Below are 25027 nucleotides of genomic sequence, written 5' to 3' on the forward strand. Positions count from 1 at the left end.
CAATTAATGACTCGTAGAAAATGCGAAAGAATGGGAGACGGCTGTATGCCTATCTCCCCTTTTAATCGGCAAGGCTTTACTTAATAGCAGCCTTAATTTTTGTTTCCATATTCTGTACGGCCTGTTCAACACTTTCACTATTTGATAGAGCCTTCGAGACTTCAATTTGAATGATATCTGAGATTTTTTGGTAATTAGGTGTTACAGGTCTTGGGATGGTACTGTTGAGTGTTTTTATAAAGAAAGGCTCCTTAAACAGCGGTCGGGCCTTTTGAACTTCAGGTTTATCGTATAGCGCCTTAATAGTAGGGGCACGGCCGCCTTCGACTGCCGAAATAGTCTGGCCTTCAGGGCCTGTCATGAATTTAACAAATTCCCAGGCCTCTTTTGGGTGGTCTGTATAACGGTTAATCATTGCCATATACCCGCCCAGTGTAGATGCAGAACCCTTATCTCCTTTTGGAAGAGTTGTATAACCGAATTTTCCTTTTACCTTTGAAACTGATGCATCATCTGCTGTTTTAGCCATATAAGGCCAGTTTCGTGCAAGGGCTGTTTGTCCCTGATTAAATGCTCTTTCTGTTTCTGTTTCCTGATACGTTAGCAGGTTATTAGGTGTTACACCGGAGTTAGCTACTTCTACCATCTTTTTAAGTCCCTTAATTGTCTCAGGGCTATTTACAACAACCTTATTATTTTCGTCAATAATTTTTCCTCCGTAGGAACCAATAAACTCCATCGCATTTACAACAAGCCCTTCATATTGGTTAGCCTGCATCACATAACCGGCAGTTGTGCCGCCTTTGCCTTTTGCTTGTTTAGCCTGAGCGATAAGCTCGTCCCAGGTTTGCGGGGGATCTGGTATTAAATCCTTACGATAGAAAAGAATACCTGCATCCATGTATTTCGGCATCGCCCATTGCTTGCCGTCAAACTTAGCAGCTTCCGCAGCGCCTGGGAAATAATCGTTCATCTTGATATGGTCTTTGTCGATAAAACGGTCCAATTCCATGGCATAATTGGCCTGAGCAAATTCTGCCGGCCAAACCACATCCGCGTCAAACACATCAATCTCCGAGCTCTTACTGCTAAAGGCCGTAACGTATTGATCATGCTGCTGACCACTGCTGTTAGGCATTTCAAGGTAGTGAATTTTAATATTGGGATGTGATTTTTCAAAGGCATCAATTAGTTTCTTTGTACTGCCAGTTGTATCCGCACCTCGAGCATATGTAATTTCGACGGTTTTTCCCTTACTGTCATCCTTACTGCTTTTTTCTGAAGTGCCGCTTGAAGCCTTATTACTGCTATCTGAACAAGCCGCAAGAGAAAAAGCCAGGAGTGATGCAGTTGAAAGGGTAAAAAGTTTTTTTATTTTCATTGTATTCCTCCTCAAAAGTTGTCTTTTAAAAAAGCGATTACTTATTTCTTTTCCTTTCTCCAAAGATATAAACCTGAATATTCCGATTTTTATGTCTAAGGATATAACATTTTTTTAAGCTGCCTCTTCCATAAAAAGGCTTTTTAATTTTCGAAAATGAAGCAAATATTAAAGATAGAAATAACAAAAGGCGGGATTTGTCCATATGGAGAATGTTGAAAGTGTTTACGGGGCATCTAAAGCAGTAAGGAACTCCCACTCAAAAGCCAAGAAGAAGGGGAAGAAGAAGGGTGCTGTTATAGCCATATCTTCTATTCCTCTTGTTATGACATTGGGAAATTCCATGTTAATACCGGTTCTGCCTGCAATGGAGAAGAGTTTATCCATAACCGCTTTTCAAACAAGCATGATCATAACAGTTTATTCTATTGTGGCTATTATTCTTATTCCCATAGCAGGATATATTTCCGACCATATTGGCAGGAAAAAAGTTATTATTCCAAGTTTAATTATTGCAGCAATTGGCGGAGTGATTTCTGCATGGGCTGCATGGAAACTGGACAATGCATATTGGGTAATCCTTATCGGACGTTCCTTGCAGGGTGTGGGTGCAGCTGGTGCGTTTCCTATTGTCCTTCCACTCGTTGCAGACATGTTTAAAAACGAAGATGAAGTTAGCAGTACACTGGGGATTATTGAAACAGCCAACACCTTTGGTAAAGTACTCAGTCCTGTCTTGGGAGCTTTTTTAGCAGGGTTCATATGGTATATACCATTTTTTTCAATACCAATCCTTTGTGCCATTTCAGTTTTAATGATGCTGTTTATGGTCAAAAGTCCTAAGACTGATCAAAAACCACTGCCGTTTAAAGAGTTTCTCACCAATCTCAAAAAAATCCTTAGCGAAAAAGGACGCTGGCTATATGCGATCTTTTTCATTGGGGGCATACTTATGTTTGTCCTTTTCGGTATCCTGTTTTATTTATCCGATAAATTTGAAAAAGAATATGGAATTAAAGACATTAAAAAGGGACTATTTTTAGCTATTCCCCTCGGGGCTCTATGCCTCTCTTCATTTATAACGGGCAAATTTATAAAGAAAAACAAAGTTATGATGAAATGGATTAATCTAGGAGGAACTATTCTTGCAGCAGCGGCCATCGGTGCACTTTATTTCTCAGATAATCTTTGGTTTATGATTATTATGTTTTTACTTGCCGGAATAGGTATTGGCGTTGGACTGCCATGCCTGGACGCTCTAATTACCGAAGGAATCGAAAAAGAGGAACGAGGAACAATCAGTTCCATTTATAGTTCCATGCGATTTATAGGGGTTGCAGCAGGTCCCCCTGTTGTTGCTCTTCTTATGAAAAATTCCGATAACTGGATTTTTATCGTCCTCGGCGGAGCATGTGTACTTGCTGCCATTGTAGCCTTAATGGCTATTCGCCCGGGTGCTAAAAAAACAAGCAAAGCATAAAAACGCCGGGAAAAATCCCGGCGTTTTTAGCTAATTAAATTCTGAACGCACGATGGACAAGATGTTTCTTGTCAGGCGGAAGGTATATGAATGTACCGTTTTTGAGCGTGAAGTGCAATTATTGGCTTACCTTATGACTCCGTATCGCCGCCGAGTTCTCTTAGATATTATTTTTGACAGGTTTCTTTAAGATCCCCAGCAGCACCCCAGAAACTACTGCACCTGCTAGAATAGCTATTGCATACTGAAGTACACCATGTTCAACTAATGGTACGACGAAAATCCCTCCGTGCGGTGCTCTTAAGCCAATTCCAAATGCCATGGATAGAGCTCCTGCTACCGCAGAACCTGCCATAGCGGCAGGAATTACACGTAATGGATCAGATGCTGCAAACGGGATGGCTCCCTCTGTAATAAAGGATAGTCCCATGATATAACATGCTTTTCCTGCATCTCTTTCCTGTGTTGTAAATTTGTTTTTAAATAATGTTGTAGCAATCGCAATTCCCAGCGGTGGAATCATACCCGCTGCCATAATAGCAGCCATTGGCTGGTAAACACCACTTGCCAGTAAACCTGTACCAAAAACATATGCTGCTTTATTAACAGGACCACCCATATCAAAGGACATCATTAATCCAAGAACAATACCCAGCAGTACCGCATTTCCAGTCCCAAGGTCAGTCAGCCAGTGCGCAATTGCCTTATTCAATATTCCAACTGGCTTATTTACAACAAAAAGCATGACAAAACCAGTAATCGCTATACCAAACAGCGGATATAGAAGAATACTTTTAATACCTTCCAGGGACTGAGGAAGTTTTGAAAACAGTTTTTTCAATAAAACAATAACATAACCGGCAAGGAAACCTGCAATCATCCCTCCGAGGAAGCCTGCGCCCCCACTTGATGCTAGCATACCGCCAACCATACCCGGTGCAAATGCAGGACGGTCTGCAATACTTAGAGCGATGAAACCTGCCAGTACAGGAACAATCAATCCAAATGCATTTCCTCCGCCAATGGTCATTAATGCTTCTGCAAACTTGTTATAAGTTGGGTCACCAGGTTTAAAGGAGTTATAGCCAAACATGAAACAAATTGCGATTAAAATACCACCGCCGACTACAAATGGAAGCATATTTGAAACGCCGTTCATTAAATGTTTATAAAAACCAGTACGAGATTCTTTTTTATCGGATGATGCTTCGTCCGGGCCTGACTTTCCTTTGTAAACGGGAGCTTCCTGTTTTAATGCCCTATCAATTAATTGCTGTGGCTTTCTTATACCGTCAGCCACCGGAACCTGAATGACATGTTTTCCTTTAAATCTTTCCATTTGAACATTGATATCAGCAGCGATGATAACGGCAGCTGCATTCTCAATTTCTTCTTCTGTAAGAACGTTTTTTGCTCCTCCAGAGCCATTAGTTTCAACCTTAATATCAACACCCATTTCAGCTGCTTTTGCTTTTAACGAGTCTGCTGCCATATAAGTGTGTGCAATACCTGTTGGACAGCCTGTTACAGCAACAACAGTGTTTTTCTTTCCGGAGAGATCCTGTTCCTGTTCCTCTTCATGATCATAACTATTAATAATATCCAGTACTTTTTCAGGTGTATTAGCATTTAAAAGTTGCTCGCGTGCTTCCGGATTCATTAAAATCGAAGACAAACGGGCTAAAGCTTCGAGATGAGTATTATTAGCCCCTTCTGGCGCAGCGATCATGAAAAACAAATGGGCAGGCTGCCCATCTAGAGATTGATAATCCACTCCGGCTTTAGACTTACCGAAAACAATTGCCGCATCTTTAACAGCCTTTACTTTGGCATGCGGAATGGCAATCCCATCACCGATTCCTGTCGTGCTTTGTTCCTCTCGTTTAATAATGGCAGCTTTAAATGCATTTTTGTCTGTAATTTTTTCTGCCTTATAAAGTACTTCTACGAGCTCATCTATAGCTTCTTCTTTTTGTATAGATGTCATATTTAGAAGAATAGTCGGTTTAGTAAGCAGTTCAGTAATTTTCATTAACTCTCCCCCTCTTGAAACTCGGTTATTTTTACCTTCGGAAGTAATTCTTCAATTTGTTCTCTAGTACATAAACCGATTGAAAAAGCAGTTGCACTTCCAGAAGCTACCCCATATTTAAAAGCCTCTGCTAAGTTCCTCGTTTCCTGATATTTTGCAAGGAAACCCGCAACAGTTGAATCTCCAGCCCCTACTGAGCTTTTTACCTCTCCTGCTGGAACTTCTGCAGAAAAGGTAATTTCATTGTTTAAAAAAACTGCGCCCTTCTCAGCAAGAGAAACAATAACGTTTTGAGCACCTTTTTTCAGCAGCTCCCTGCCGAAGTATATAGCTTCTTCCTTAGTCCTTATAGTGGTTTCAAATAGTTCTCCAAGTTCGTGATGGTTTGGTTTTATCAGTAAAGGCTTATATGGCAGAACTTTCTTTAGTAAATCTCCTTCAGCATCAACGATAAATCCAGTGCCATTTTCCGTGCATATCTTTACTAAATCTTCATACGTGGTTTTCGGCATACTGGAAGGAATGCTCCCGGCAAGAACTAGAATATCTTCATTTGACAATTGGGCCGCCTTGTTTTTAAGTGCTTCTAAGTCCTGACTGCTGATTTTTGGCCCCCGTGCATTTATCTCAGTTTCTTTTTGAGATTTAACTTTCACATTAATTCGTGTATCTTCCTCTACCCAGACAAAATCTGTTTCAATATTCTCGCGGGAGAGGTATTCATCAATGTACCGTCCTGTAAATCCTCCTGCAAAACCGAGAGTCCTGCTTCCAACACTCAATCTTTTCAGAACCCGGGAGACGTTAATGCCTTTACCTCCTGGGAATTTTGTTTCTTTTGATGTTCTATTCAAACCGCCTAATTCTACTTCTTCCAATTCAACAACGTAATCAACAGATGGATTTAAAGTTACCGTGTAAATCATGATGTCACTACCTTTATTGTTGTTTTGCTTTCATAATGTTTGCTTATATCTTCTTCCAGCTGATTTGTAATAATAACTGCCTGGTTAAGATCAGCAATTTTCCCAAAAGAAATTTCCCCAAACTTCGAATCATCAGCAAGAATGAATACCTCTCTTGATAGGTTAATGGCCTTTTGCTTAACCATCGCCTCCTCCTGATCAGGGGTTGTATATCCAAATTGAGGATGGATGCCGTTAACACCAATAAAAGCCTTGTCAAATCGGTACATCTCAAGCCCTTCTAGTGCCCCCCGGCCAATAAGAGCATTTGTTGAAGGTTTAGCATAGCCGCCTAAAAGATAGGTTTTTATTCCTTTATTTAATAAGTCACTCAAATGCATAAAACCATTTGTGACAACTGCCAAATCTTTAACATCAAGAAAATCAATCATCTCTTTTGTAGTTGATCCAGCATCAAGATAGATACTGTCACCTTCTTCAATTAAGCTGGCTGCATATTGTGCAATTGATCGTTTTTCCTGAAGGTTTTTGGATGCTTTTTCAATCATGCTTGGTTCCTGAAGCTTCCCCTGAAGCCTCGCTGCCCCGCCATGAATTCTTTTTAAAAATCTTGCTTCCTCAAGCTGGGAAAGATCACGTCTTATGGTTGATTCAGAGGTATTAGTTAAATCAATAATTTCCTGGATTTTAATAACACTCTTTTCTTTTAGCAAATCCAGTATGATTCTATGACGCTGTTGCGTTAACACCTTTAGCACCTCTTTCCATCTTTCTCTGTGTTTATTTTACTGTAAGCGATGTCATAATTCAATCACTTTCAATCAAAAACATCTAAAAACAATCATTTTTGTGAACGTTTTTGAATGTAAACTGAATATTTTAACTTCCGCTCATTTTTTAATTATTTATTTGATCGAAATTTTCCTAATGAAATTTCTAACTAACTATGTTATATTATTAAAGCAGACATATAAAACGCGGGTGTGGCGGAATCGGCAGACGCGCTAGATTCAGGTTCTAGTGGGGGCAACCCCGTGGAGGTTCAAGTCCTCTCATCCGCATATAAAACCCAACCAATTCTGGTTGGGTTTCTGACTTTCTTTACTTTTATTATGGAGGAGTACCCAAGTGGTTATAAGGGGGCGCACTCGAAATGCGTTAGGGCGGGCAACCGTCGCGTGAGTTCGAATCTCACCTTCTCCGTCAAAAAAGCTTGCTCTAAATTATTGGAGCAAGCTTTTTTCTTTTTCCAAATCAATCATTCTTCTGCTGGATCCGGTTATTCTGAGGCTCACCTGACTTCCTTTACCCTCAAACTGTTAAAGTATTCTATAACTAAGATAGGTCCAACTCCTTCGATCTTAAAACTGTGGTTATTGATTATCTTTGTGATTTAATTGACATAAAATCCGAAAATGGGTTATTTGTCTTTTTTTAACGTAATTACAAGATTTCATAAAAAGAGTGTATAATAGTGGAAGAGAATAACGAAAAAGGATGATTTGATGAATATAACAGGCCATACAATTGAAAAACTTGAAGATCCATTTGGACTTTTATCAGGAGACCGCTACGAGTTCTTTTTGGATATTGATGTAGATGAAGAAGACGAGCTATACTCCGAAAATGGAATAGGTTTAAAAGTAATCTATGGTATAGACGGAGATAACCATAAAATTCTACAATATAACTTTTATGAAAAAGGATCAGAGAAAGTTCTCGATTTTGAACTTGAAGAGGACGAAGAGGCAGATGTTAACCTTTACTGCAAACAGGCAGTAACAGATTTGGCTTGAAGATTAAAGTAAAACGTTAGAAAGGCAGGGATTTCCCTGCTTTTCTTTTTGTTGCCTCATTTACGAAAAAAGCTTAAAACAGCAAAAAAGCTTTACTTTTTTCTCTTGATAAATTTGTTCAACTTTTTCAGACTAATGAAGAACTTTCTATTAAATACAGAACGTTTCTGAGGATGGCGCCTAAAACACCAAAAATCCTTTCCTTGTTAAGAACAGTTTCCCGCCTATTCCTTCGATATGTAAAAAACATGTTCGGCATGCAAAGTTTCTCCTACAGTAATTATTCCATAGGAAAATTGTTTTTGCCTCCGTTTGTCGGTTGCAGATCCAGGGTTAAATAAGAGAATTTCCCCGGCCCATTTCTTCAGGGGAATATGTGAATGTCCGAAAATGATCATATCTACATGATCATCTTTAAAAGCACTGAGGGCTCGCTTTTCAGTTGTCTGTCCTTTCCCATGCCCATGAACAAGCCCAATGTGAAATTTACCAGCTTCGATAATGTTCTTTTCAGGGAAAATTCCTTTTATATCTACTCCGTCGACATTACCATACACTCCCTCGACTTTACCGTATTGGGAAAGCTCCTCATAGACCTCCACCGTTTGCCAATCGCCCGCATGCAAGATAAGGTCTGCATCGACAAGATCCTTTAATAAAGCCGAGGGCAGTTTTTTTGCTCTTTTCGGTATATGCGTATCTGAAACAACAACTATTTTCATAAGATTCCTTTCGTAATACATGGATAATGTTTTTTATATTTTTATATTCCCAAACCGCCTAGTTCTTAATCTCCACAAAAAAACAGGGAGAAATTCATCTCCGCTGTTCTTCAAAGGTTTTCCCCAGGTTAATGAAAGGCATATAAACAACTCATAAAGTCTTCGAATGGAAGGGAAACCTCTCCCTCCTAAGGATATTTACGGTAAGGAAATGCAGCATGTTTCTGAATCCTTTTTCTAAACAAAAATATTCTAAAAAGAGCCGAATGGTCTGTTCATAAATAAAAAAACAAACACGCCTGGTGGATTCCCGGCGTGTTTTAGTGTAGTGTTTGCGGATTTTTTAAAAATATGTCCATAAAGTTTTGAAGAAGCTTTGGAATATCTGCTTCCATGCCTATAAAATCGAGTGTCTCTTTTGGCTCCTGATCCGGTTTGGGACGAAAATCTGCAATACTTTTACCGCGGGCATTTCCAAATTGCTCGATTCGAACTCTTCTCGGCAGGTATCTTACCAGACCTGGATTGGTCAAAGCTATCAAGGGAACTACATCATGAATGGGAGCGCCTTTAATGCCGGGAACTAGCTTTTGATAAGCTGAAAAATAGTAATCATATGCTGGTTTTAACAAAGGCTTAAAAGGGCTGGGGCTATTTACTGACAAATACTCAACCATTTCAGGAGTAACAATCGCCCGGTTTGTTATATTTAAGGGATGAAGAAAAATGTTCCTGCCTTTTTCCATAACGGTGTAAGCTGCGATTGGGTCGGCATAAAAATTGGCTTCAGCTTCAGAGGTTACATTCCCTGGTACAAGAAAAGCTCCCCCCATAATATAAAAGGCTGATACATCCTTTAATGCATCAATTCCATATAGAATAAAGGGCAATGCAAGTTCTGTGAGCCTCCCAACCCCAACGATATAAAGGTTGTTTTTGTATTGGTTTACAATCTCAATAATTTTATTGATATCATACAATTTAAGGTTTGTAAGGTTTGCTGGCGGCCTAATCGGACCAAGTCCCTCTTTTCCATGTATTTCAGGATAATAGGAGGTTTGCTCACCTGATAACGGTCCAGCCGCTCCTGCGATAATAGGGATATCCTCCCTGCCTGCAAGCTTGAGTAAATATGCGGTGTTCCTAACGGACTGTTCTTTCGTTATATTTCCATACCCGCTTACCACACCAACCACATTAATCTGAGGGTTCATCAATGCATACATCAAAGCAAAAGAATCATCCACACCCGAATCAACAAACATGAGGACATTAAACATAGCGATACCTCCCCAGCCTGATTTAATAAAATTGCCCTTGAGCTGGTCGTTCCCTGGTCAAGGGATAAAATATATTTACTCACCACTGTCCCTCCCATTTCTTTTTCCTTACTTAAAAATCTAACAGATGGAGAGTTAGAGCCGGAATCTATAAACCTTTTTTATACTCATAGTACCGAAACATTATAATACAGCAGACCAGCCATGCTCCTCCTGCCGTAAATCCTCCAATAATATCACTCGGAAAATGAACCCCCAGGTAAATTCGGCTAAGTCCAATCAGGAATATCAAGACAAACATGAGAGTGGCGCCCGTAATTTTTCTCCACTTTTTATGGTAATAATGAATTAAAATATAGGCGATTGCCCCATAAAAAATAAAGGAGCCCATTGAGTGCCCGCTAGGAAAACTAAATCCCATCTCGGTAATTAAAGGTTTAATATCCGGCCGTGTCCTTTTAAAAATATGTTTAAGCAAAGAATTAAATAACGAACCAATGCCAGAGGATAATAAAATAAAAATTCCCAAAGCTCTTTTCTTAAGGAGAAAAAGAATTAAAGTGGCAAGGATAACCGCAATTATTAGCCATCTTACTGATCCTAGAAAGGTAAAAAAAAGCATAATTTCGGTCAATTTGGGTGAGATAAACCCCTGAATATAATGGATAATTGTTTGATCAAATTTAACTAATTTATTCTCTCTCATTTCATTGGCAACGAGGATAAATACACCTAAAAAGGTTCCCAGAATAGCTAAAATAACAATCAAATAAATCGCACTTATTTTTTTCTCTTTCTCTACCATCATTCTGACCGCCTTTTCCTGTTTTCAACATTATTACATTTTAAAAATTATCTTTGCAAAAATATTGAACCGGTTTCCTGGGGAAACCGGTTTGTTTTTTATGCCCGCTTTTTTGTTTTAACCGCCGCCCTTTTCTTTGGAGCAGGTGCTTTTTCCGCTTTGTCAGGTTTTGTTCGGTCAATAGAGGCCTGTAATGCGGCCATCAAATCGGTAACATTTGAAGCGGCTTCTTTAGGCGCTGCAGGAGTAACAACTTCCTGACCTGTTCGTTTTGCTTCAATAAGCTCAAGTAATGCATTTCTGTATTCATCTATATATTTTCCTGGTTCAAATTCTGTTGTTAGCTGGTCAATCAATAAAATGGCGGTATCCAATTCCCGATCAGTTACTTTATCCTCTGCTGGTACATTCGGTACATCAGCAGCTTTTCTGACCTCATCCGGGTAATGGATTGTTTCCATGACAAGGGTATTTTCGTAAACCCTGATTACCCCCAGCTGTTCCTTTGAACGGATAATCATTCTTGCAATTCCAACCTTTTGTGAATCCTGCAGGGCTTTTCTTAAAAGTGAATATGCTTTTGAACCACCCTCATGGGGAGACATGAAGTAAGTCTTATCAAAATAAATGGGATCTATTTGTTCCATTTTCACAAAATCAATAATCTCTACTGCCCGGTCTTCATTTTCCTTTTTTAGTTTTTCCAGGTCTTCATTCTCCAACACAACATATTTACCTTTTGTATACTCATAAGCCTTAACGATATCTTCAGGCTTTACTTCCACTTCGCAAACCGGACATACTTTTTCATATTTAATTGGTGAATGGCATTCCTTATGCAGAGTACGCAGTTTAATATCCTTATCCTCTGTTGCCGCATGAAGCTTTATCGGAATGTTTACAAGTCCAAAACTAATACTGCCTTTCCATATTGTGTGCATATATATCTCCATCCTTTTTTTATTATTTTTCTCAAATGTAAATTCCTCATTCTTATCAACTTATGGAAGGATGAAATCTGACTAACTTACGAAAAATAATGTTACAGACCATATTCTAAGGAGCATCTTCGAATGAAACCAATGCTGCCTACACTTACCTTTGATACACCTTCAAAGCCTGATTGGTTTTATGAAGTAAAATACGATGGTTTTCGTGCCTTTTTGGAATGGGATAGCAGCGGAATTAAGCTTATTAGCAGAAACGGTAAAGACCTTCTTCCGCAATTTCCTGAAATAGAGAACTTTCTTCTCCAGAATGAAAAGTTATTTAGTCCATCTTTGCCGATAATCCTTGATGGTGAGTTAGTGCTTCTTGAAAATATTTTCAAAGCCGATTTTTCGGGAATTCAAAAAAGAGGAAGAATGAAATCAATTAAAAATATTGAGGAACAAGCTAAAAAAAGCCCTTGCCGGCTGCTTGTGTTTGATATCTTGCACCTTAGCGGAAAACAGCTTTTTTCTGCGGGCTACCTTGAACGAAAAAAAGAACTGGCAGCCCTGTTTGATTCTCTCCATTTTGATAAAAAACCGAATCCCGATTCAGAACAGCTGCTTCAATTCGTTGAGCCTTTTAAGGATTTTAAAGAATTGTGGGAAAAAGTTGTTTTATTTGATGGAGAAGGAATTGTAGCAAAGCAAAAGGGCAGTCCTTGGGAAGAAGGAAAAAGAACAACATCGTGGCTAAAATATAAAAATTTTAAACACTTTAATTGTTTTATTACAGATCTCGATAAGTCCAATCAGTATATTGGTGTTGGAGTCTATAAAGGAACTGAAGTAGTTAGGATTGGACATATTTTGTTTGGCCTAAAACCAGATGAAAAACAAGCTCTATTAGCAACACTTAAGCAAAACAGCCGACATGAGGATAGCAAATATATTTATGTTGACCCGGCAATCTGCCTGGAAGTGAAGTATTTAGAGCTTTACGAAAACCAATTAAGAGAACCTCATTTTGAAAGGTTCCGTTTTGATCTAACTCCCACTGAATGTACTTATGATAAGTTTGTATTACAGAAAAAAAACCTGCCAAAGGAATTTGAAATTACACATCCAGAAAAACCTTTATGGCAGGATAAAGATATAAGCAAAATGGATTATATTAATTATTTGCTTGAGATTTCACCTTATATGCTGCCTTTTTTAAAGGACAGGCTGCTAACGGTAATAAGATTTCCACACGGGATGTTTGGCGAACCTTTTTATCAAAAAAATTGTCCGGATTATGCCCCCGATTTTGTAAAAACAGTCCAGGCAGATGATATTGAATATATCCTGTGCAACAATCTTGAAACACTTTTATGGCTGGGTAATCAGCTCGCGATTGAATTTCATATTCCATTCCAAACCATAAAAAGCAGCGGGCCGAGCGAAATAGTGTTTGATCTGGATCCTCCGTCAAAGGAAGCTTTTCAGCTTGCTGTACATGCTGCAATCCTTATTAAGGAAGTGCTGGATGAATTAAATCTAACCGGCTTTATTAAAACTTCCGGGAACAAAGGTCTCCAGATATATATCCCTCTTCCGGAAAACACCTATTCTTACGACGACACCAGGCTTTTCACCAGTTTCATTGCAGAATACCTTATTTCAAAAAGACCGGACTCCTTTACTGTCGAAAGACTAAAAAAGAACAGGCAAGGCAGGCTTTACGTCGACTATGTTCAGTATTCAGAGGGAAAAACAATTGTTTCTCCCTTCTCTCTAAGAGGCAATGAACGGGCTGGCATAGCAACCCCTTTATTTTGGGAGGAAATTAACTTAAAAATGGATCCCAATGATTACACCTTCATCACAATAAAAAAACGAATGGATTCTCTGGGCAACCCATTTAAGAATTATTTCACTGCAAAAGACAGTCAGCCTTTTGCTCCCATTCTGAAATTTTTAAGGCAGAATAAAGGAATCACGACCCTGATATAATTAGAAAATCTTGGCATTCGCCAAGTCACTTTGGCGGATGCCCTAGTTTTACTTATCCGTTCAGAATTTAGGAATATAAATTCTGATTAGCTTAAGAAAAGCGCAAGCGCCCTGGTCAGATGATGAAAAGCTAAAATCGCCACACACTTGATAAAGCAGCGCTTTTCCTTCGTGCAATGCGGATGCTTCGAAACGTTCTTGTCCTGTTTCTGGAGTTTGGCTTATGACCCCGAGCTGTTCGATCCATTATCCTCACCAAGATATTTGAGAAAATCTGGGGGGGCGCTGAAGCCAGATTCCAATAACTTTGTTTAGGTTTATCCAAAGATTAAAAAATCCCATATAAAAAGGGATAAGGCTGGCCCTTATCCCTGCATATTTGTATCTAAAAATTGCTTTACTTCGCTTTGAAGTTTTCCATAAGATACCTGTTCACCAAAATCTTCTTTTGGTCCTGTTGTAAAAGAGTAGTCATCCATATTAATGGTTACTCCAGCTTTATACATAAAGGTGGCATTTCCAATAAGGTCTATTTTGTAGCCCTCTTCGTATTTGTGGGCCACACATTGAACCAAACCCCCATTATTATAAACATTTACCTTTTCCTCTAAATTGTTTAATCCTAAGAGGCAGGTAACAAGGGTGGAAGCTGACATGGCTGTTCCGCAGGCATTTGTAAAGCCTACTCCTCTTTCAAAGGTACGTACATATATGTTTCCTTTAGAAATAGATTTTACGAAACTGACATTTACTCCGTCAGGGAACCATTTATTTGGGCCATTCAGTTTACTGCTTAATTCTCCTTGAAAGTCGCCTTGAAGGTGTTTCTCCTCTACCATTGCAATTAAATGCGGATTAGGAACGGCAACTGCTGTAAATTTAAGTTCTTCAGATAACTCGGTAACTTTTTCGTTTTGAAGTGTTTCTTGATCCAGGATTAAAGGCAGATCTTTTAACAAGAAAGAAACCGGAGAAATTTCTACTTGAAAGGTGGTTATGTCCTGAAATATATTCTCCTGCTCACTAACATGAAGATCCGCTTTCATTGTTTCAATAATAGCTTCCTTCTTTCCATGAAGACCACAAATATATCGGGCTGCACAGCGAAGACCATTTCCGCACATTGAGGCTTCTGAGCCATCTGTGTTAAATACTCTCATTACACCATCAGCATGATCGCTTTTTTGCAGGTACAAGATCCCATCTGCTCCTAATTCTGTATCTCTGCTGCACAACGCTTTTGCGATTTCTGCCCTTTGAATCTCTGAAAAAGTATAATCATTTGTTATCTCGTCTATAATCAAAAAATCATTTCCGGAACCATGGCATTTAATGATTTCTAATTCCACTTTCAAAACCCCCGAACTCATGTTGTATTAAGAATAACATAAGAATGACACAATTTATTTTATTAATCAATTTAAAAATAAGCCTATGGTAAACTTACCTTTTGATTTCCATTCCCGGCATGCACTATCCTCGGGCGGTCAAGCTGCTGTCTGTGAAAACCTTCTTTGAAAAGCCACCAGCGACTTTGCGAAGAGCTGGTGGTATCTTCTAATACTCTACAGCGCTGGAGCACGAAGGAAATTGCGTTCGCTCAGGGAAAGCAGCCTTGAATTATCCCCGCACGAAATGATGAGGATTTTCGATGAGCCTCCCGCCTTCTGCTCCAATGAATATAGTGCAAACTAAAAAAGGAGCTTTAATATAACCTTTAAAAAAACAGCCGGGTATAAACCGGCTGCTACATGAGTGAAGTTTCAAGTTCAATTAATTGTTTTGACCAGGTCATTGCCTGCTGATAAAAACGGAACGCTATGTCCTCTGGTATATTTAGCTGAATACATAAAAGTGATGCTGCTTCCCAGTCCCCTTTTTCAATTGCCAGCGAAAGATCAAGTACAAGCTTCAGTTCATTATTTTTCCCTTTTAAGGCTTCGCAAATATCCTCCTGAAGAGGTAGGTCCACCAGTACATCATTCATTGGCATGTTAAGCAAAGAGTCCATCATTGAAAACATTCCTGTCATAAAAAACGATGGAGCTCCTGCGACGTTATGTAAATATCCAGCTATTAATTCACCCATTTTTGCCCTGGTTAGACTCATGGCAACCATCTCTTTGGAAGGCTCCTGGTTTGCTCCCGGTGTTTCTCTGACAGCCAGTACATAAATCCATTTTTGGATTTCGATTAACCCTAGAAGGACAATAGCCTGACGTATTGAATTAATTTTTTGCTTTGGCCTGTAAGCTGGAGAATTGATAAGTTTAAGAAGCTTATAAGAAAGTGATATATCCTTTTCAATTAGCTTTGTAATCGTATCTATTCGGGGCTCAGGTGATGATAAATGATTAATAATTTCATAGTATGAATAAAAATACGACGGGATATCTTTTGTTGTTAAAATAACAGGCTTGGAAAAAAGTACCCCTGAAAATAGTGATAACCGGCGTTAACTGCTGACTTGAACTCTTCCCGGGTCTCTATTTTTTCAGCTAAAAGCTGTATCTTTTTTTGAAATACAAGAGTTTCAATTTTCTTCCTCATTGCTGGAGTAGAATTTTGAAAGTCTACTTTTATAATATCTATGTACTTTAACAGTTCTTCTAAATATGGATTTCGTTCATTTAAAATAAAATCGTCCAGAGCAATCTGATATTCCATATCCTTTAATTCACGGCAAATAGCTATAAGATCAGGACCAAGAACAACAGTTTCAAGTATCTCAACAACTATTTCACGAGGCCGGAAAAAAGTTGGAAGCTTAAGTTTAAGTAATTTTTCCGTAAAATTAATAAAACAAGGCTTTCCATTTGATAACTGGTCAATTCCTATATTTAAAAAGCTATTAATAATAACATCGGCGGTAGCTTTATCACCATCCACCTGTGGAAAGTAATTTATCTCGTTATTTCTGTAAAGCAGCTCGTAAGCATAGATTTCTTCCTTTTTTGTTAAAATTGGCTGTCTTGCAACAAAGACTTCCATCCCTAGATCCCCACCCGAAAAGGTTTATATTATATTCCTCTATTATGATAAATTTATCAAAAAATGTAAATACACAGGACAAAAGTCTTATCAATTTACCTTTCAATAAAAAACTCGTTAATTAAAACCGATATTGCGAGAAGATTAATATTTGTGTTTTTATTGGGGTTAAGTGTAAGGACAGGAGTGTTGGGATCTGGAAAGATACTGCTCCATTCCACAGGCATCCAGCCTCTTCTCAACCGCCCTATACTTTCATTATCCGGCATTAAAATTTGCTCATCCATAAAAAATGAAGCTCCCTTAATCTCTGCTAAAAAGCAGCCATTGCCCTCAAAAAGCTCTTTTTTCATTCTTTTAAAGCCCGGCCTTTTCCTCTTCTGAAACTTACCTGCGTATTCCCCCATTTCATTCCAAACCTCAATTTCTAGTGAGTTATTATTTTTGACCTTAAAAGATCCTCTTATACTACTAAATTGATCAGTAAGGATGTATTTCCTCGTGGAACCTATAAAATCAGATAGTTTACGTGAAACAGGGGATATTTCCCCTGCCAGGTTTCCATCAGGATAAAAGAGCTTTACGCTAGGCGTTATGGCCGGCAGAAATAATACAAGTAAATGCCGGGAACTAAATAAATGAAAATAACTCGTCCCGCTTGAATGCATATTCTTTTTTATTGATATTCCATCCCTCGTTTTATTCCGGTAGAGTTGGTAGCTTAAGAAACTATAGACAATAAAAGGTATACATAGCAGCATTAATATCTTTTGATGTAAAATCAATATATTTCCCAATACAATGAACATTGCAGGAAAAAGCGCTAAAAGGCCGCCATTAAGTGTTAAATTAGCAGAATCCCGATAATATTCATAGATTTTCATAATTTTAATGACTCCTTATCTATCCTCTTATTCAATTCTATTTACCAGAATTTAAAAAAATGATAGAAATAAGCAAAAAGAAAAGGGAAAAGCCAAATCTGCTTTCCCCTTTTCTTAACTTACGTATTATGACTATTGCATCCATTTAAGCATTTTTTCTGCAGATTTTTCCGCATCCACATACCCCTGATAATATAGCTCTTCTAGCTTTTTGGGATCCCTTTCCATTCTTCCGACTTTCAATGGGACAGAGGGACGAACAAGGAAGACACTGCCCTTCTTGTTTTCCTCCTCAAGGAAAGCCATTGTCTCGTTATAAATACTATATCGCTGCCTTAAGGACTTTTGTAATCCAGTATATAAAGGATATTTACGATTAACGAGGAAATGAAACCGTGAGGGCTTTTTCAGATATCCCTCGTTCCGGGTCAATATGACAACATTTTTCTTAAACCCATCCTCTATCGCTTTCTTCACAGGGATGGGATCGCTAATTCCCCCGTCCAGCAGCATCCTGTTCTGATAAGATATTTCCGGTGCTATAAACGGCAAGGAACTGGAAGCCCTTAAAACGGTTAAAAGATCTTTTTGGTAATCTTTTTTTCCAAAATAAACAGGTTCTCCTGTATGGCAATCGGTTGTACCTACTACAAATTCGGATGGCCTATCGTAAAAAGCATTATAATTATAAGGAACATGTTTGCTTGGAATTTCATCAAAAATAAAATCCATTCCAAAAAACTGGCGGTTACGAAAGTAATTTCTCCAGGAAATATAGCGGGGATCGCCAGCATATTCAATTGTTACTGTTTTATTTCTTCCCCTTTGACCTGACAGATAGGATGCGGCATTACAAGCACCCGCGGAAACCCCAATTACATAAGGGAAAAAAATTTCATTTTCTAAAAAGAACTCAAGGACGCCTGCAGTATAAACGCCGCGCATGCCCCCTCCTTCTAAAACAAGGCCTGTTTGGTCTAACATTTTACTCTTCCCTTCAATCGTACATCAATCGGATATTGACTATTATAGTCCAGTTAAGCCTTGAATAAAAATTAAACGCATTCTTAGGCAGCGAGCTCTTTTTTTCGAAAAACGACTACACTCAATGTCAATAATATAATGATTGCTAAGGCTGCAATGGCTGCGGCTGCGCTTGTCGCACTGGGCAATGATTGACCCGCTAGAAGCTGGTTAGCATAATCAGTAAGCATGGAGGGACTCCATTTCATCCACTTAGTCAGCGTACCGCTAATAAGTGTATAGATAATAATTGTGGCAATTGAGATGAAGCCTGCAGTTCCTGGAACCAAAAACAGTGAGCTGCAAAAAACAGTAAAAGTTAAGATAAGGGCAAGCCAAAGGGCATACAATAAAAACGAAAGGAAGAAATCCCCAAACGGAACCCATTCAAAAAGAATCCCTGTGTAATACCACGTAGCGAGGTATCCAATGAAAAAGGAGAAAACCATTAAAATAAGTCCTCCCATCCACTTTGCAGTCACATAGGAGATAAAGGAAACAGGTTTTACAAGGATCATAGCAGCAACTCCGCTTCTTCGTTCAACTGCAATAATCCCCATGGTGGTTAATACGATAATCAAAACTCCTATTGAAGTATAGGAGCTGAGCCCTTTAGCAAGAACTTCGGCCGCCGATGGCTCTGGGAGCTTAATAACAGCCCCTTTGGGCAGTCCTCCCAATGCATCCAGAATGGGCTGCATATAATAGCTTGTTAGAGGCTCTTTTACTCCTAATAATATAAAAGTTATAGGAACCCAGATCCATTTAAAGTTTCTCCACGTTTCAACCAATTCTTTTTGCAGAAGTGTTATCCACTGGCTCATCCATTCCCACCACCTTCATAAAGATATCCTCAAGTGTCATAGAACTGATTTCGAATTTGGTTAAAGACCAATTTTCCTCCGCTATTCGGTTAAGAAAATACGATCTTGCTTTTTCCAAATTAGCCACTTCAACCCTTACCGTATCACCTTGAGTTTCCAAGGAATTTACTAATGGAGAAGCTGCAAATAATGTCACATACTTATCGGCGTTTTGCTTAAAGGAAAAGTCAATTCTTGCCTCCATATACCGGTCCTTTAATTCCTCCATTGTCCCTGTTTCCACTATGCGGCCCTTGTGGAGGAAAAGGATTTTATCACATACCTCTTCAGCATCGTTTAAGATGTGCGTGGAGAAAAGGATGGTTGTTTCTTTTTTCAATTCCTCTAACAGTTCAAGCACTTCTCTTCTTCCAAAAGGATCCAGCGCAGATACCGGTTCATCCAGCATTAGGAGAAGCGGCCGGTGAATTAGTGCCTGTGCAATTCCGAGCCTTTGCTTCATTCCACCGGAAAATTTTGCGATCCTTCTATTTTTTGCTTCTTCAATGCCTACTCTTTTCAGCAATTCAATTGTTCTACCCTTTGCTTCCCTGCTGCTTAGTCCTGCAAGCCTTCCAACATATTGAAGAAATTCTTTCGCAGTCATCCAGTCATAATAGACAGGAAACTGCGGTAGATAGCCAATCAAGTGACGGATGTCATCTCCTTTTCCATTAGTTGAAAAAGAAATAGAACCGGATGTTGGTTTCATCAAACCAGAAAGCATTCTTAAGATGGTTGTTTTCCCGGCACCATTTGGTCCTAAAAGAGCGATACACTTTCCCCTATCAAGCGAAAAATCGAGCCCTTTGATGACCTCTGTTCCCTGAAAGCTTTTTTTCAGCCCGCTTACCTCAACAAGGGTCATTAATCATTTCTCCTTCCTACAATAAAATAGAGAACTGGGCCAATTAAATTAACAAAGAGAATGACTATTGCCCAAAGCCATTTTGGACCCCTTGTATTTTCAATTCGAATTAAATCGATAACAGCCACAATTATTAAAATGAGATTAATAATTAAAACCGGAGCTAATACTGCAATATTTATTCCATCTATTTGACTCATCATTTTTCCCCCTAGTATTCATTTCATCTCATCTGACGGATAACTGGAAAATTCGTTCAGTAATCTGAATAATTTTTTTAAAGTTTGTTTTGACGAAAATTCTAAAAACTTCCTTTGGTTAATTTGTTCCCAACTAAACAGTTAATTGATAAAATATTTAAAACTGTTTCTAGTCAGGGGAAAGAAATTAAAATGACAAAGATATTATTAAAAAATGCAAAGGTTTATCCTGTAACATCAGAGGTAATTGTGAACGGCGATGTATTAATTGAAAACGGAATAATTATAAAGGTCGGAAAAAATCTGGTCAGCTCCACTGATGTTAAGATGATAGACTGCAGTAACTATTGCTTATTTCCGGGATTTATCGATGTTCATACTCATTTGGGGCTTTATGATGAGGGAACTGGCTGGGCTGGTAATGATGCAAATGAGACGGCAGAGCCTTTAACACCACATATTAGAGCGATAGATGGTGCATATCCATTAGATACAGGATTTTTAGATGCCATTAAAAGCGGAATCACAACTGTTCATATTATGCCGGGAAGCGCCAATGTAATTGGAGGGACAACATCCGTCATAAAAACACACGGGAAAAACATACAAAAAATGATCGTAAAAGAAACGGCGGGATTAAAGATTGCCCTTGGAGAAAATCCAAAAAGGATTCATAGTAATGGGAATAATGCTTCTATTACACGAATGGGAATCATGGGGATGCTGAGGGAGGCTTTTTATAATGCCTTGAATGCAGATAATCCTGATGATTTAAGAGTTTCGCCTCTTATAAAAGCATTAAAGAGAGAAATTCCAGTAAGGATCCATGCGCACAGAGCTGATGATATTATATCAGCTATCCGGCTTGCAGAAGAATTTAATCTGGACTTAAGGATTGAACATTGCACGGAAGGGCATTTAATAGCAAGTGAGCTCTCAGGAATGAATTTAAAAGTATCTGTTGGGCCAACTTTAACAAGACGAGCAAAGGTGGAGTTAAAAAACAAGACATGGAAAACCTATCAGGAGCTGTCTGAAAATGGTGTCGAAGTTTCCATTACCACTGATCATCCCTACACTCCTATTCAGTATTTAAACATCTGTGCAGCAATAGCTGTCCGCGAAGGACTTCCTGAACAAAAAGCATTAGAAGGCATTACTATTAATCCTGCCAGAAATCTACGTGTTGATGACAGACTGGGATGTATTGAAGAAGGAAAGGAGGCAGATTTGGTCCTTTGGAGCCATCATCCTTTCCATTATTTAGCTCAGCCGAAATGGACTATGATCGGCGGTAAAATTGTTTATCAGCAGGTGTAGTAAATTGTTGAAAATTGGAATAAAATTTAACAAAAAATAAGAAAAAAAACTATTTATTTTTCGCGTTTTTTTTTGTATGATACTTGAAGTGACCTCTTATAAAAAGGTGCCAAATTTCTTTTGGCCCCAATTCAAACTAGAAGGTGTTTTTTAGATCTAAAGCTTTAAAACAAAATGAAATAGGGAAGGCAAATGGTGCGCCACCAGGTATTCTGGTTCTAGTGGGTTCGATTCCCACCCCGAAATTTTTTAGCAATACAAAAAATTTCGAGGTGGGACGCTTCATATTAAGTGGAATCGGACTGCCTAGCTGGAGGGACAATCATGATTAAAAAACGTGATCTTTCAGAATGCCATGCATTATATGAATTGATGACGCATCCAGATGTCTTCCCTTTTGTGCGCCAAAAAGCGGCTTCATACGATGAATTTCTTTTCGTAACGAAGCAAACGATTGAAGCAGAAGAACGCGGTGAATTAATTTCTCGCACGATTCATGACGAATGGGGCGCGCCAATAGGAACAATCAATCTATATGATATAGAAGATAATGCAGGTTTTCTAGGTACGTGGCTGGGAAAACCCTACCATGGTAAAGGTTATAACAGCCCGGCAAAAGAAGCATTTTTTGACGAGCTATTTTACGAGCTTGGTATCGAAACAGTCTTTATGCGGATACGTAAAGTAAATATCCGATCCATAAAAGCTGCAGAAAAACTTCCGTATGTTGTGAAGGCAAATGAAACAAGGAACGCTATTTATGAAAGCTTAAATGCATCAGAGGATGTATATGATTTATACGAAATTCCAAAAGATTTATATACTCTATATATGATGAGAAATACAAATAATAATACAGATGCTGATGACTCTCAATTGTTAGAAGCCTAAAGTAAACTAGGTAAGAGCTGAGTTCCAATAGATATAAATTCAGATTAGCTAAGTAAAAGGCTGGAACTATCACAGTTCCAGCCTTTTTGTGAGATTTAATTAAAGGTTTTGCTCCAGATTTCCTGACTTTTCAACCCAGCCTGTTTGCTGAAAAAATTCGTCAAGCTCTTCATTGGTCAGGGTTTCAAACCGACCATCTTCAAAAAACACCTGCGTCTGATTCGGATTTATGCGATTTGTCCTGTGGCTCATAATCCACTCATCCTTTCACCAAATATAAGTTAGTTATATTATCTGCCTCTGGCAAAAGGTTTATTCCTCTTATTCAAATTGTTCATAAAATTTGAAAATACTATAGCAAAAGTCGAGGATGAATAGAAAAACCAGGCATCACATCCTGGTCTTCTATTCATCAGTTTTTTTCATTTGTTATTTCCCAATATAAATTTCTAATTAAATAGGTCTTGTAAAGCTCTAATTTTTTACGCTCAACTGGATGTTTACTAATCCCCATTTTTTTCAATTCTTGAATAAACCAGCCCTTCGAGCCTCTAAATGCCATGATGTCAACTCCCTCAAATGTATGTTCCTACACTTTATGAGAGAGCACCTATATTAATTCTTAAATTTTGGTTCTGTTATACTTGGTTTCGCTTCAAGACACTCGCTACAACTACCATTTATAAAAATCAATAATGTTTTTAAATAGAATTCAGCAGGCATATAAAGGGTCAAAGTAAAAACAAATTGCAGATGAGGAAAAACAGCTTTGATTAGAGCTTCTAAAGAACATGATCCATTAACCGACCTAGAATAAACGCTGATAAATTAAAACTGGTATCCCATTAATTGCCCCATTCTTTTTGGTATCTCAATATTGTTTAAGACGCCGTCAAATCTTTCGCTGCCAGGCCCAAATGCAAAAATGGGAACCATATTTGCCGTGTGCCCCCCTGTAGAGCTTAATGCCCGAATCCTGCTGCTATTTATACCAGCATTCATGTGCTGTGCTATGATGCTGCCAATTTCCCATGCTGCATGTTTTGAGGCGTACATTTGTCCCTTGTTGGCTTTTAATCTTAAATTAAAATCACTGACTTCCTTATCTGTTATCACAAGGCCGGCATAATGAGAAAAAGCTCTTTTGACACTTTCGGCAGTAAATTCCCCTGTATTTGGATCGAATATAAGTTTACTTGCCATAAATTCTGGTGACACTTTAATTCTTTTATAAGCTTCTATATTTATTGGCTCATCTGCTGAAACTCCCATTGTTTCATGATCAGCAGTAACTACCACAAGTGTATCTCCGCGTTTTTCTGCCCAGTTAACTGCATACTTAACTGCCTCATCAAATTCTATTAATTCACGCCAAATTCCTGGAATGTCGGAAGAATGGGCGGCATGGTCAATCCTCGCTCCTTCAATCATTACGAAAAAACCCTTATTACCTGTCGATAATGTTTCAATACCTTTTTGTGCCATTTCTTTTAAGGTAGGCTCCTGGCTCGCCATCTCTTCTCTGTCCTGCATATAAGTCATATAGGAAGAATGAAACAAACCAAGCACCTTACCACCTTTCACGCCGGCAAGCTTTGTTCTATCAGTAACATACGTGTACCCATTTTTGCGAAATTGATTTACAAGATCGAAACCGTTTTGATTTTTCGGCTGAAAAAAATCACCTCCGCCGCCAAGAATGACATCCACCTGATTCTTTAATTGCTGACGGGCGATTTCAGGCTGACCACTCCACCTATGGGACACACTTGCTGTGAATCCTGCTGGTGTAGCATCAGTTACCAGACTGGTTGAAATGACTCCTGTTTTTTTTCCATCCTCTTTGAAAAGATCAAGGATGCTTGGAACCTCTTTTCCATCTGGTGTTACCCCTATCATCCCATTATTGGTTTTTCTTCCAGTTGCTAAAGCTGTGGCGCCTGCAGCGGAATCTGTTACAAAGTTATTGGCAGAATATGTTCTGGCAAGACCTGCATGAGGAAGTGTCTGCATAAACAGAGTGCCTTCTTTCCCATATTCAAACAACCTGCCAATTTCAAGCTGACCAATGCCCATTCCGTCCCCAATCATATAAATAATATTTTTTGGCTTTTGAAGCAGCGGATTTTGGGGTGCTGCTTTTGCCGTATAATCTGAACTGCCAGCAGAAACGGTAATTCCAGTTAATAGTACGGAAATTAAAAAGCCCTTTACTATTTTTCGCAATTTACTTCCTCCCATTTTAATTATTTACCCATAAGTTTCCTTGAATGAAGAATAATCATTCATAGGCATTTTTTAAAAGAGGATTCCACCCTTAGAAGAAAAGGCGTAAGAGCCCGGTTAGATGATGAAAGGCTAAAATCGCCACGTCCTCGAAAAAGCTGCGCTTTTCCTTCGTGCGATGATTAAGCTGACGAAGCTTTCCTTGTCCTGTGGCAACGCCTTCCTGACCCACTTCCTGTGGGCCTCCAACAGGCATAAGACGAATCACGTAGTCATCCTCGGAAAAGCTGAAGCTTTTCCATCGTGCGATGCTGATGCTTCCGAAGCGTTTCTTGTCCTGATTTCTGAAGTGATTTGGCTTATGACCCCGAGCTGTTCGAATTATCACCTATCGGTCATAATCCTCACAAGATAT

General features: G+C 38.8%; 25 protein-coding genes, 2 tRNA genes and 1 pseudogene. 7 read left to right on the forward strand and 21 right to left on the reverse strand.

What is annotated here, in order from left to right; all coding sequences use genetic code 11:
• Positions 1-76 precede the first annotated feature (76 nt).
• On the reverse strand, positions 77-1381 hold the full coding sequence (locus AC3WR0_RS13155; RefSeq protein WP_492552739.1) for an ABC transporter substrate-binding protein: 1305 nt from the start codon (positions 1379-1381) through the stop codon (positions 77-79).
• 205 nt (positions 1382-1586) lie between these two features.
• Here AC3WR0_RS13155 and bcbE point away from each other — a divergent pair, with 205 nt between their 5' ends.
• Complete coding sequence (bcbE, locus tag AC3WR0_RS13160; RefSeq protein WP_492552740.1) at positions 1587-2861, forward strand: bacillibactin exporter BcbE; 1275 nt, start codon at positions 1587-1589, stop codon at positions 2859-2861.
• A gap of 160 nt (positions 2862-3021) precedes the next feature.
• Here bcbE and AC3WR0_RS13165 read toward each other — a convergent pair whose 3' ends face one another.
• From AC3WR0_RS13165 to AC3WR0_RS13175, 3 genes are read right to left on the reverse strand one after another with little or no spacing between them, the layout of a single operon-like run.
• The gene (locus AC3WR0_RS13165; RefSeq protein WP_492552741.1) at positions 3022-4893 is read right to left on the reverse strand and encodes a PTS fructose transporter subunit IIABC; all 1872 of its coding nucleotides are present in this window, start codon (positions 4891-4893) and stop codon (positions 3022-3024) included.
• A complete protein-coding gene (gene pfkB / locus AC3WR0_RS13170) occupies positions 4893-5819 on the reverse strand; it encodes a 1-phosphofructokinase (protein ID WP_492552742.1) in 927 nt (308 codons plus the stop codon). The genes AC3WR0_RS13165 and pfkB overlap by 1 nt, the downstream gene beginning before the upstream one ends.
• On the reverse strand, positions 5816-6568 hold the full coding sequence (locus tag AC3WR0_RS13175) for a DeoR/GlpR family DNA-binding transcription regulator (RefSeq protein ID WP_492552743.1): 753 nt from the start codon (positions 6566-6568) through the stop codon (positions 5816-5818). Before AC3WR0_RS13175 ends, pfkB begins: the two co-directional genes overlap by 4 nt.
• 228 nt (positions 6569-6796) lie before the next feature.
• On the opposite strand from AC3WR0_RS13175, the gene AC3WR0_RS13180 reads away from it, so the two are divergent.
• The 3 genes from AC3WR0_RS13180 (at position 6797) to AC3WR0_RS13190 (ending at position 7615) form a co-directional block, all read left to right on the forward strand.
• Positions 6797-6880: transfer RNA gene (locus AC3WR0_RS13180), tRNA-Leu, on the forward strand.
• 53 nt (positions 6881-6933) lie between these two features.
• Positions 6934-7022 (forward strand) — tRNA-Ser (locus AC3WR0_RS13185).
• Positions 7023-7324: 302 nt separating this feature from the next.
• The gene (locus AC3WR0_RS13190) at positions 7325-7615 is read left to right on the forward strand and encodes a DUF6509 family protein (RefSeq protein ID WP_492552744.1); all 291 of its coding nucleotides are present in this window, start codon (positions 7325-7327) and stop codon (positions 7613-7615) included.
• Positions 7616-7839: 224 nt separating this feature from the next.
• Here AC3WR0_RS13190 and AC3WR0_RS13195 read toward each other — a convergent pair whose 3' ends face one another.
• The 5 genes and pseudogenes from AC3WR0_RS13195 to ku all read right to left on the reverse strand — a co-directional run bounded on the left by AC3WR0_RS13195 (position 7840) and on the right by ku (position 11363).
• Positions 7840-8337, reverse strand: a complete 498-nt coding sequence (locus AC3WR0_RS13195) for a metallophosphoesterase family protein (RefSeq protein ID WP_492552745.1) — start codon at positions 8335-8337, stop codon at positions 7840-7842.
• A gap of 320 nt (positions 8338-8657) precedes the next feature.
• Positions 8658-9617, reverse strand: coding sequence for a nucleoside hydrolase (locus AC3WR0_RS13200; RefSeq protein ID WP_492552746.1), 960 nt, complete (start codon positions 9615-9617; stop codon positions 8658-8660).
• Between the two features lie 2 nt (positions 9618-9619).
• A pseudogene (locus tag AC3WR0_RS13205) lies at positions 9620-9700 on the reverse strand (hypothetical protein); the annotation flags it as partial.
• Positions 9701-9765: 65 nt separating this feature from the next.
• Positions 9766-10425: a phosphatase PAP2 family protein gene (locus AC3WR0_RS13210; protein WP_492552747.1), complete on the reverse strand. Its 660-nt coding sequence runs from the start codon at positions 10423-10425 to the stop codon at positions 9766-9768.
• A 95-nt stretch (positions 10426-10520) separates the two neighbouring features.
• On the reverse strand, positions 10521-11363 hold the full coding sequence (ku, locus tag AC3WR0_RS13215; protein WP_027321575.1) for a non-homologous end joining protein Ku: 843 nt from the start codon (positions 11361-11363) through the stop codon (positions 10521-10523).
• A gap of 132 nt (positions 11364-11495) precedes the next feature.
• On the opposite strand from ku, the gene AC3WR0_RS13220 reads away from it, so the two are divergent.
• Entirely contained in the window at positions 11496-13346 is a 1851-nt protein-coding gene (locus AC3WR0_RS13220) for a DNA ligase D (RefSeq protein ID WP_492552748.1), read from the forward strand.
• Between the two features lie 365 nt (positions 13347-13711).
• Here AC3WR0_RS13220 and dapF read toward each other — a convergent pair whose 3' ends face one another.
• The 8 genes from dapF to AC3WR0_RS13260 form a co-directional block, all read right to left on the reverse strand.
• Complete coding sequence (gene dapF / locus AC3WR0_RS13225; protein WP_492552749.1) at positions 13712-14695, reverse strand: diaminopimelate epimerase; 984 nt, start codon at positions 14693-14695, stop codon at positions 13712-13714.
• 398 nt (positions 14696-15093) lie between these two features.
• Positions 15094-15756: an EAL and HDOD domain-containing protein gene (locus AC3WR0_RS13230; RefSeq protein WP_492552827.1), complete on the reverse strand. Its 663-nt coding sequence runs from the start codon at positions 15754-15756 to the stop codon at positions 15094-15096.
• Positions 15750-16337: an EAL and HDOD domain-containing protein gene (locus AC3WR0_RS13235; protein ID WP_492552750.1), complete on the reverse strand. Its 588-nt coding sequence runs from the start codon at positions 16335-16337 to the stop codon at positions 15750-15752. Before AC3WR0_RS13235 ends, AC3WR0_RS13230 begins: the two co-directional genes overlap by 7 nt.
• A 95-nt stretch (positions 16338-16432) precedes the next feature.
• On the reverse strand, positions 16433-17221 hold the full coding sequence (locus AC3WR0_RS13240) for a hypothetical protein (RefSeq protein WP_492552751.1): 789 nt from the start codon (positions 17219-17221) through the stop codon (positions 16433-16435).
• A gap of 132 nt (positions 17222-17353) precedes the next feature.
• Positions 17354-18205 (reverse strand): patatin-like phospholipase family protein, encoded by an 852-nt coding sequence (locus tag AC3WR0_RS13245; protein ID WP_492552752.1) that lies wholly within the window; start codon positions 18203-18205, stop codon positions 17354-17356.
• Between the two features lie 83 nt (positions 18206-18288).
• Positions 18289-19068, reverse strand: coding sequence for an ABC transporter permease (locus AC3WR0_RS13250; RefSeq protein WP_492552753.1), 780 nt, complete (start codon positions 19066-19068; stop codon positions 18289-18291).
• Positions 19028-19975: an ABC transporter ATP-binding protein gene (locus AC3WR0_RS13255; RefSeq protein ID WP_492552754.1), complete on the reverse strand. Its 948-nt coding sequence runs from the start codon at positions 19973-19975 to the stop codon at positions 19028-19030. Before AC3WR0_RS13255 ends, AC3WR0_RS13250 begins: the two co-directional genes overlap by 41 nt.
• On the reverse strand, positions 19975-20175 hold the full coding sequence (locus AC3WR0_RS13260) for a PLD nuclease N-terminal domain-containing protein (RefSeq protein ID WP_492552755.1): 201 nt from the start codon (positions 20173-20175) through the stop codon (positions 19975-19977). The genes AC3WR0_RS13255 and AC3WR0_RS13260 overlap by 1 nt, the downstream gene beginning before the upstream one ends.
• Positions 20176-20367: 192 nt before the next feature.
• On the opposite strand from AC3WR0_RS13260, the gene AC3WR0_RS13265 reads away from it, so the two are divergent.
• Positions 20368-21495 carry an amidohydrolase gene (locus AC3WR0_RS13265; RefSeq protein ID WP_492552756.1) on the forward strand — a complete coding sequence of 376 codons (1128 nt, stop codon included), beginning with the start codon at positions 20368-20370 and terminating at the stop codon, positions 21493-21495.
• 324 nt (positions 21496-21819) lie between these two features.
• Positions 21820-22386, forward strand: coding sequence for a GNAT family N-acetyltransferase (locus tag AC3WR0_RS13270; RefSeq protein ID WP_492552757.1), 567 nt, complete (start codon positions 21820-21822; stop codon positions 22384-22386).
• Between the two features lie 99 nt (positions 22387-22485).
• Here the strand turns inward: AC3WR0_RS13270 and AC3WR0_RS13275 are convergent, their stop codons facing one another.
• From AC3WR0_RS13275 to AC3WR0_RS13290, 4 genes are all read right to left on the reverse strand, one after another.
• The gene (locus AC3WR0_RS13275) at positions 22486-22638 is read right to left on the reverse strand and encodes a hypothetical protein (RefSeq protein WP_492552758.1); all 153 of its coding nucleotides are present in this window, start codon (positions 22636-22638) and stop codon (positions 22486-22488) included.
• 160 nt (positions 22639-22798) lie between these two features.
• Positions 22799-22948 (reverse strand): YflJ family protein, encoded by a 150-nt coding sequence (locus tag AC3WR0_RS13280; protein WP_492552759.1) that lies wholly within the window; start codon positions 22946-22948, stop codon positions 22799-22801.
• A 266-nt stretch (positions 22949-23214) separates the two neighbouring features.
• Positions 23215-24612 (reverse strand): alkaline phosphatase, encoded by a 1398-nt coding sequence (locus AC3WR0_RS13285; protein ID WP_492552760.1) that lies wholly within the window; start codon positions 24610-24612, stop codon positions 23215-23217.
• Between the two features lie 91 nt (positions 24613-24703).
• Positions 24704-24880, reverse strand: coding sequence for a hypothetical protein (locus AC3WR0_RS13290; RefSeq protein WP_492552761.1), 177 nt, complete (start codon positions 24878-24880; stop codon positions 24704-24706).
• Positions 24881-25027: the final 147 nt, after the last annotated feature.

It is taken from the genome of Neobacillus sp. FW104-15D2 (assembly GCF_058790155.1).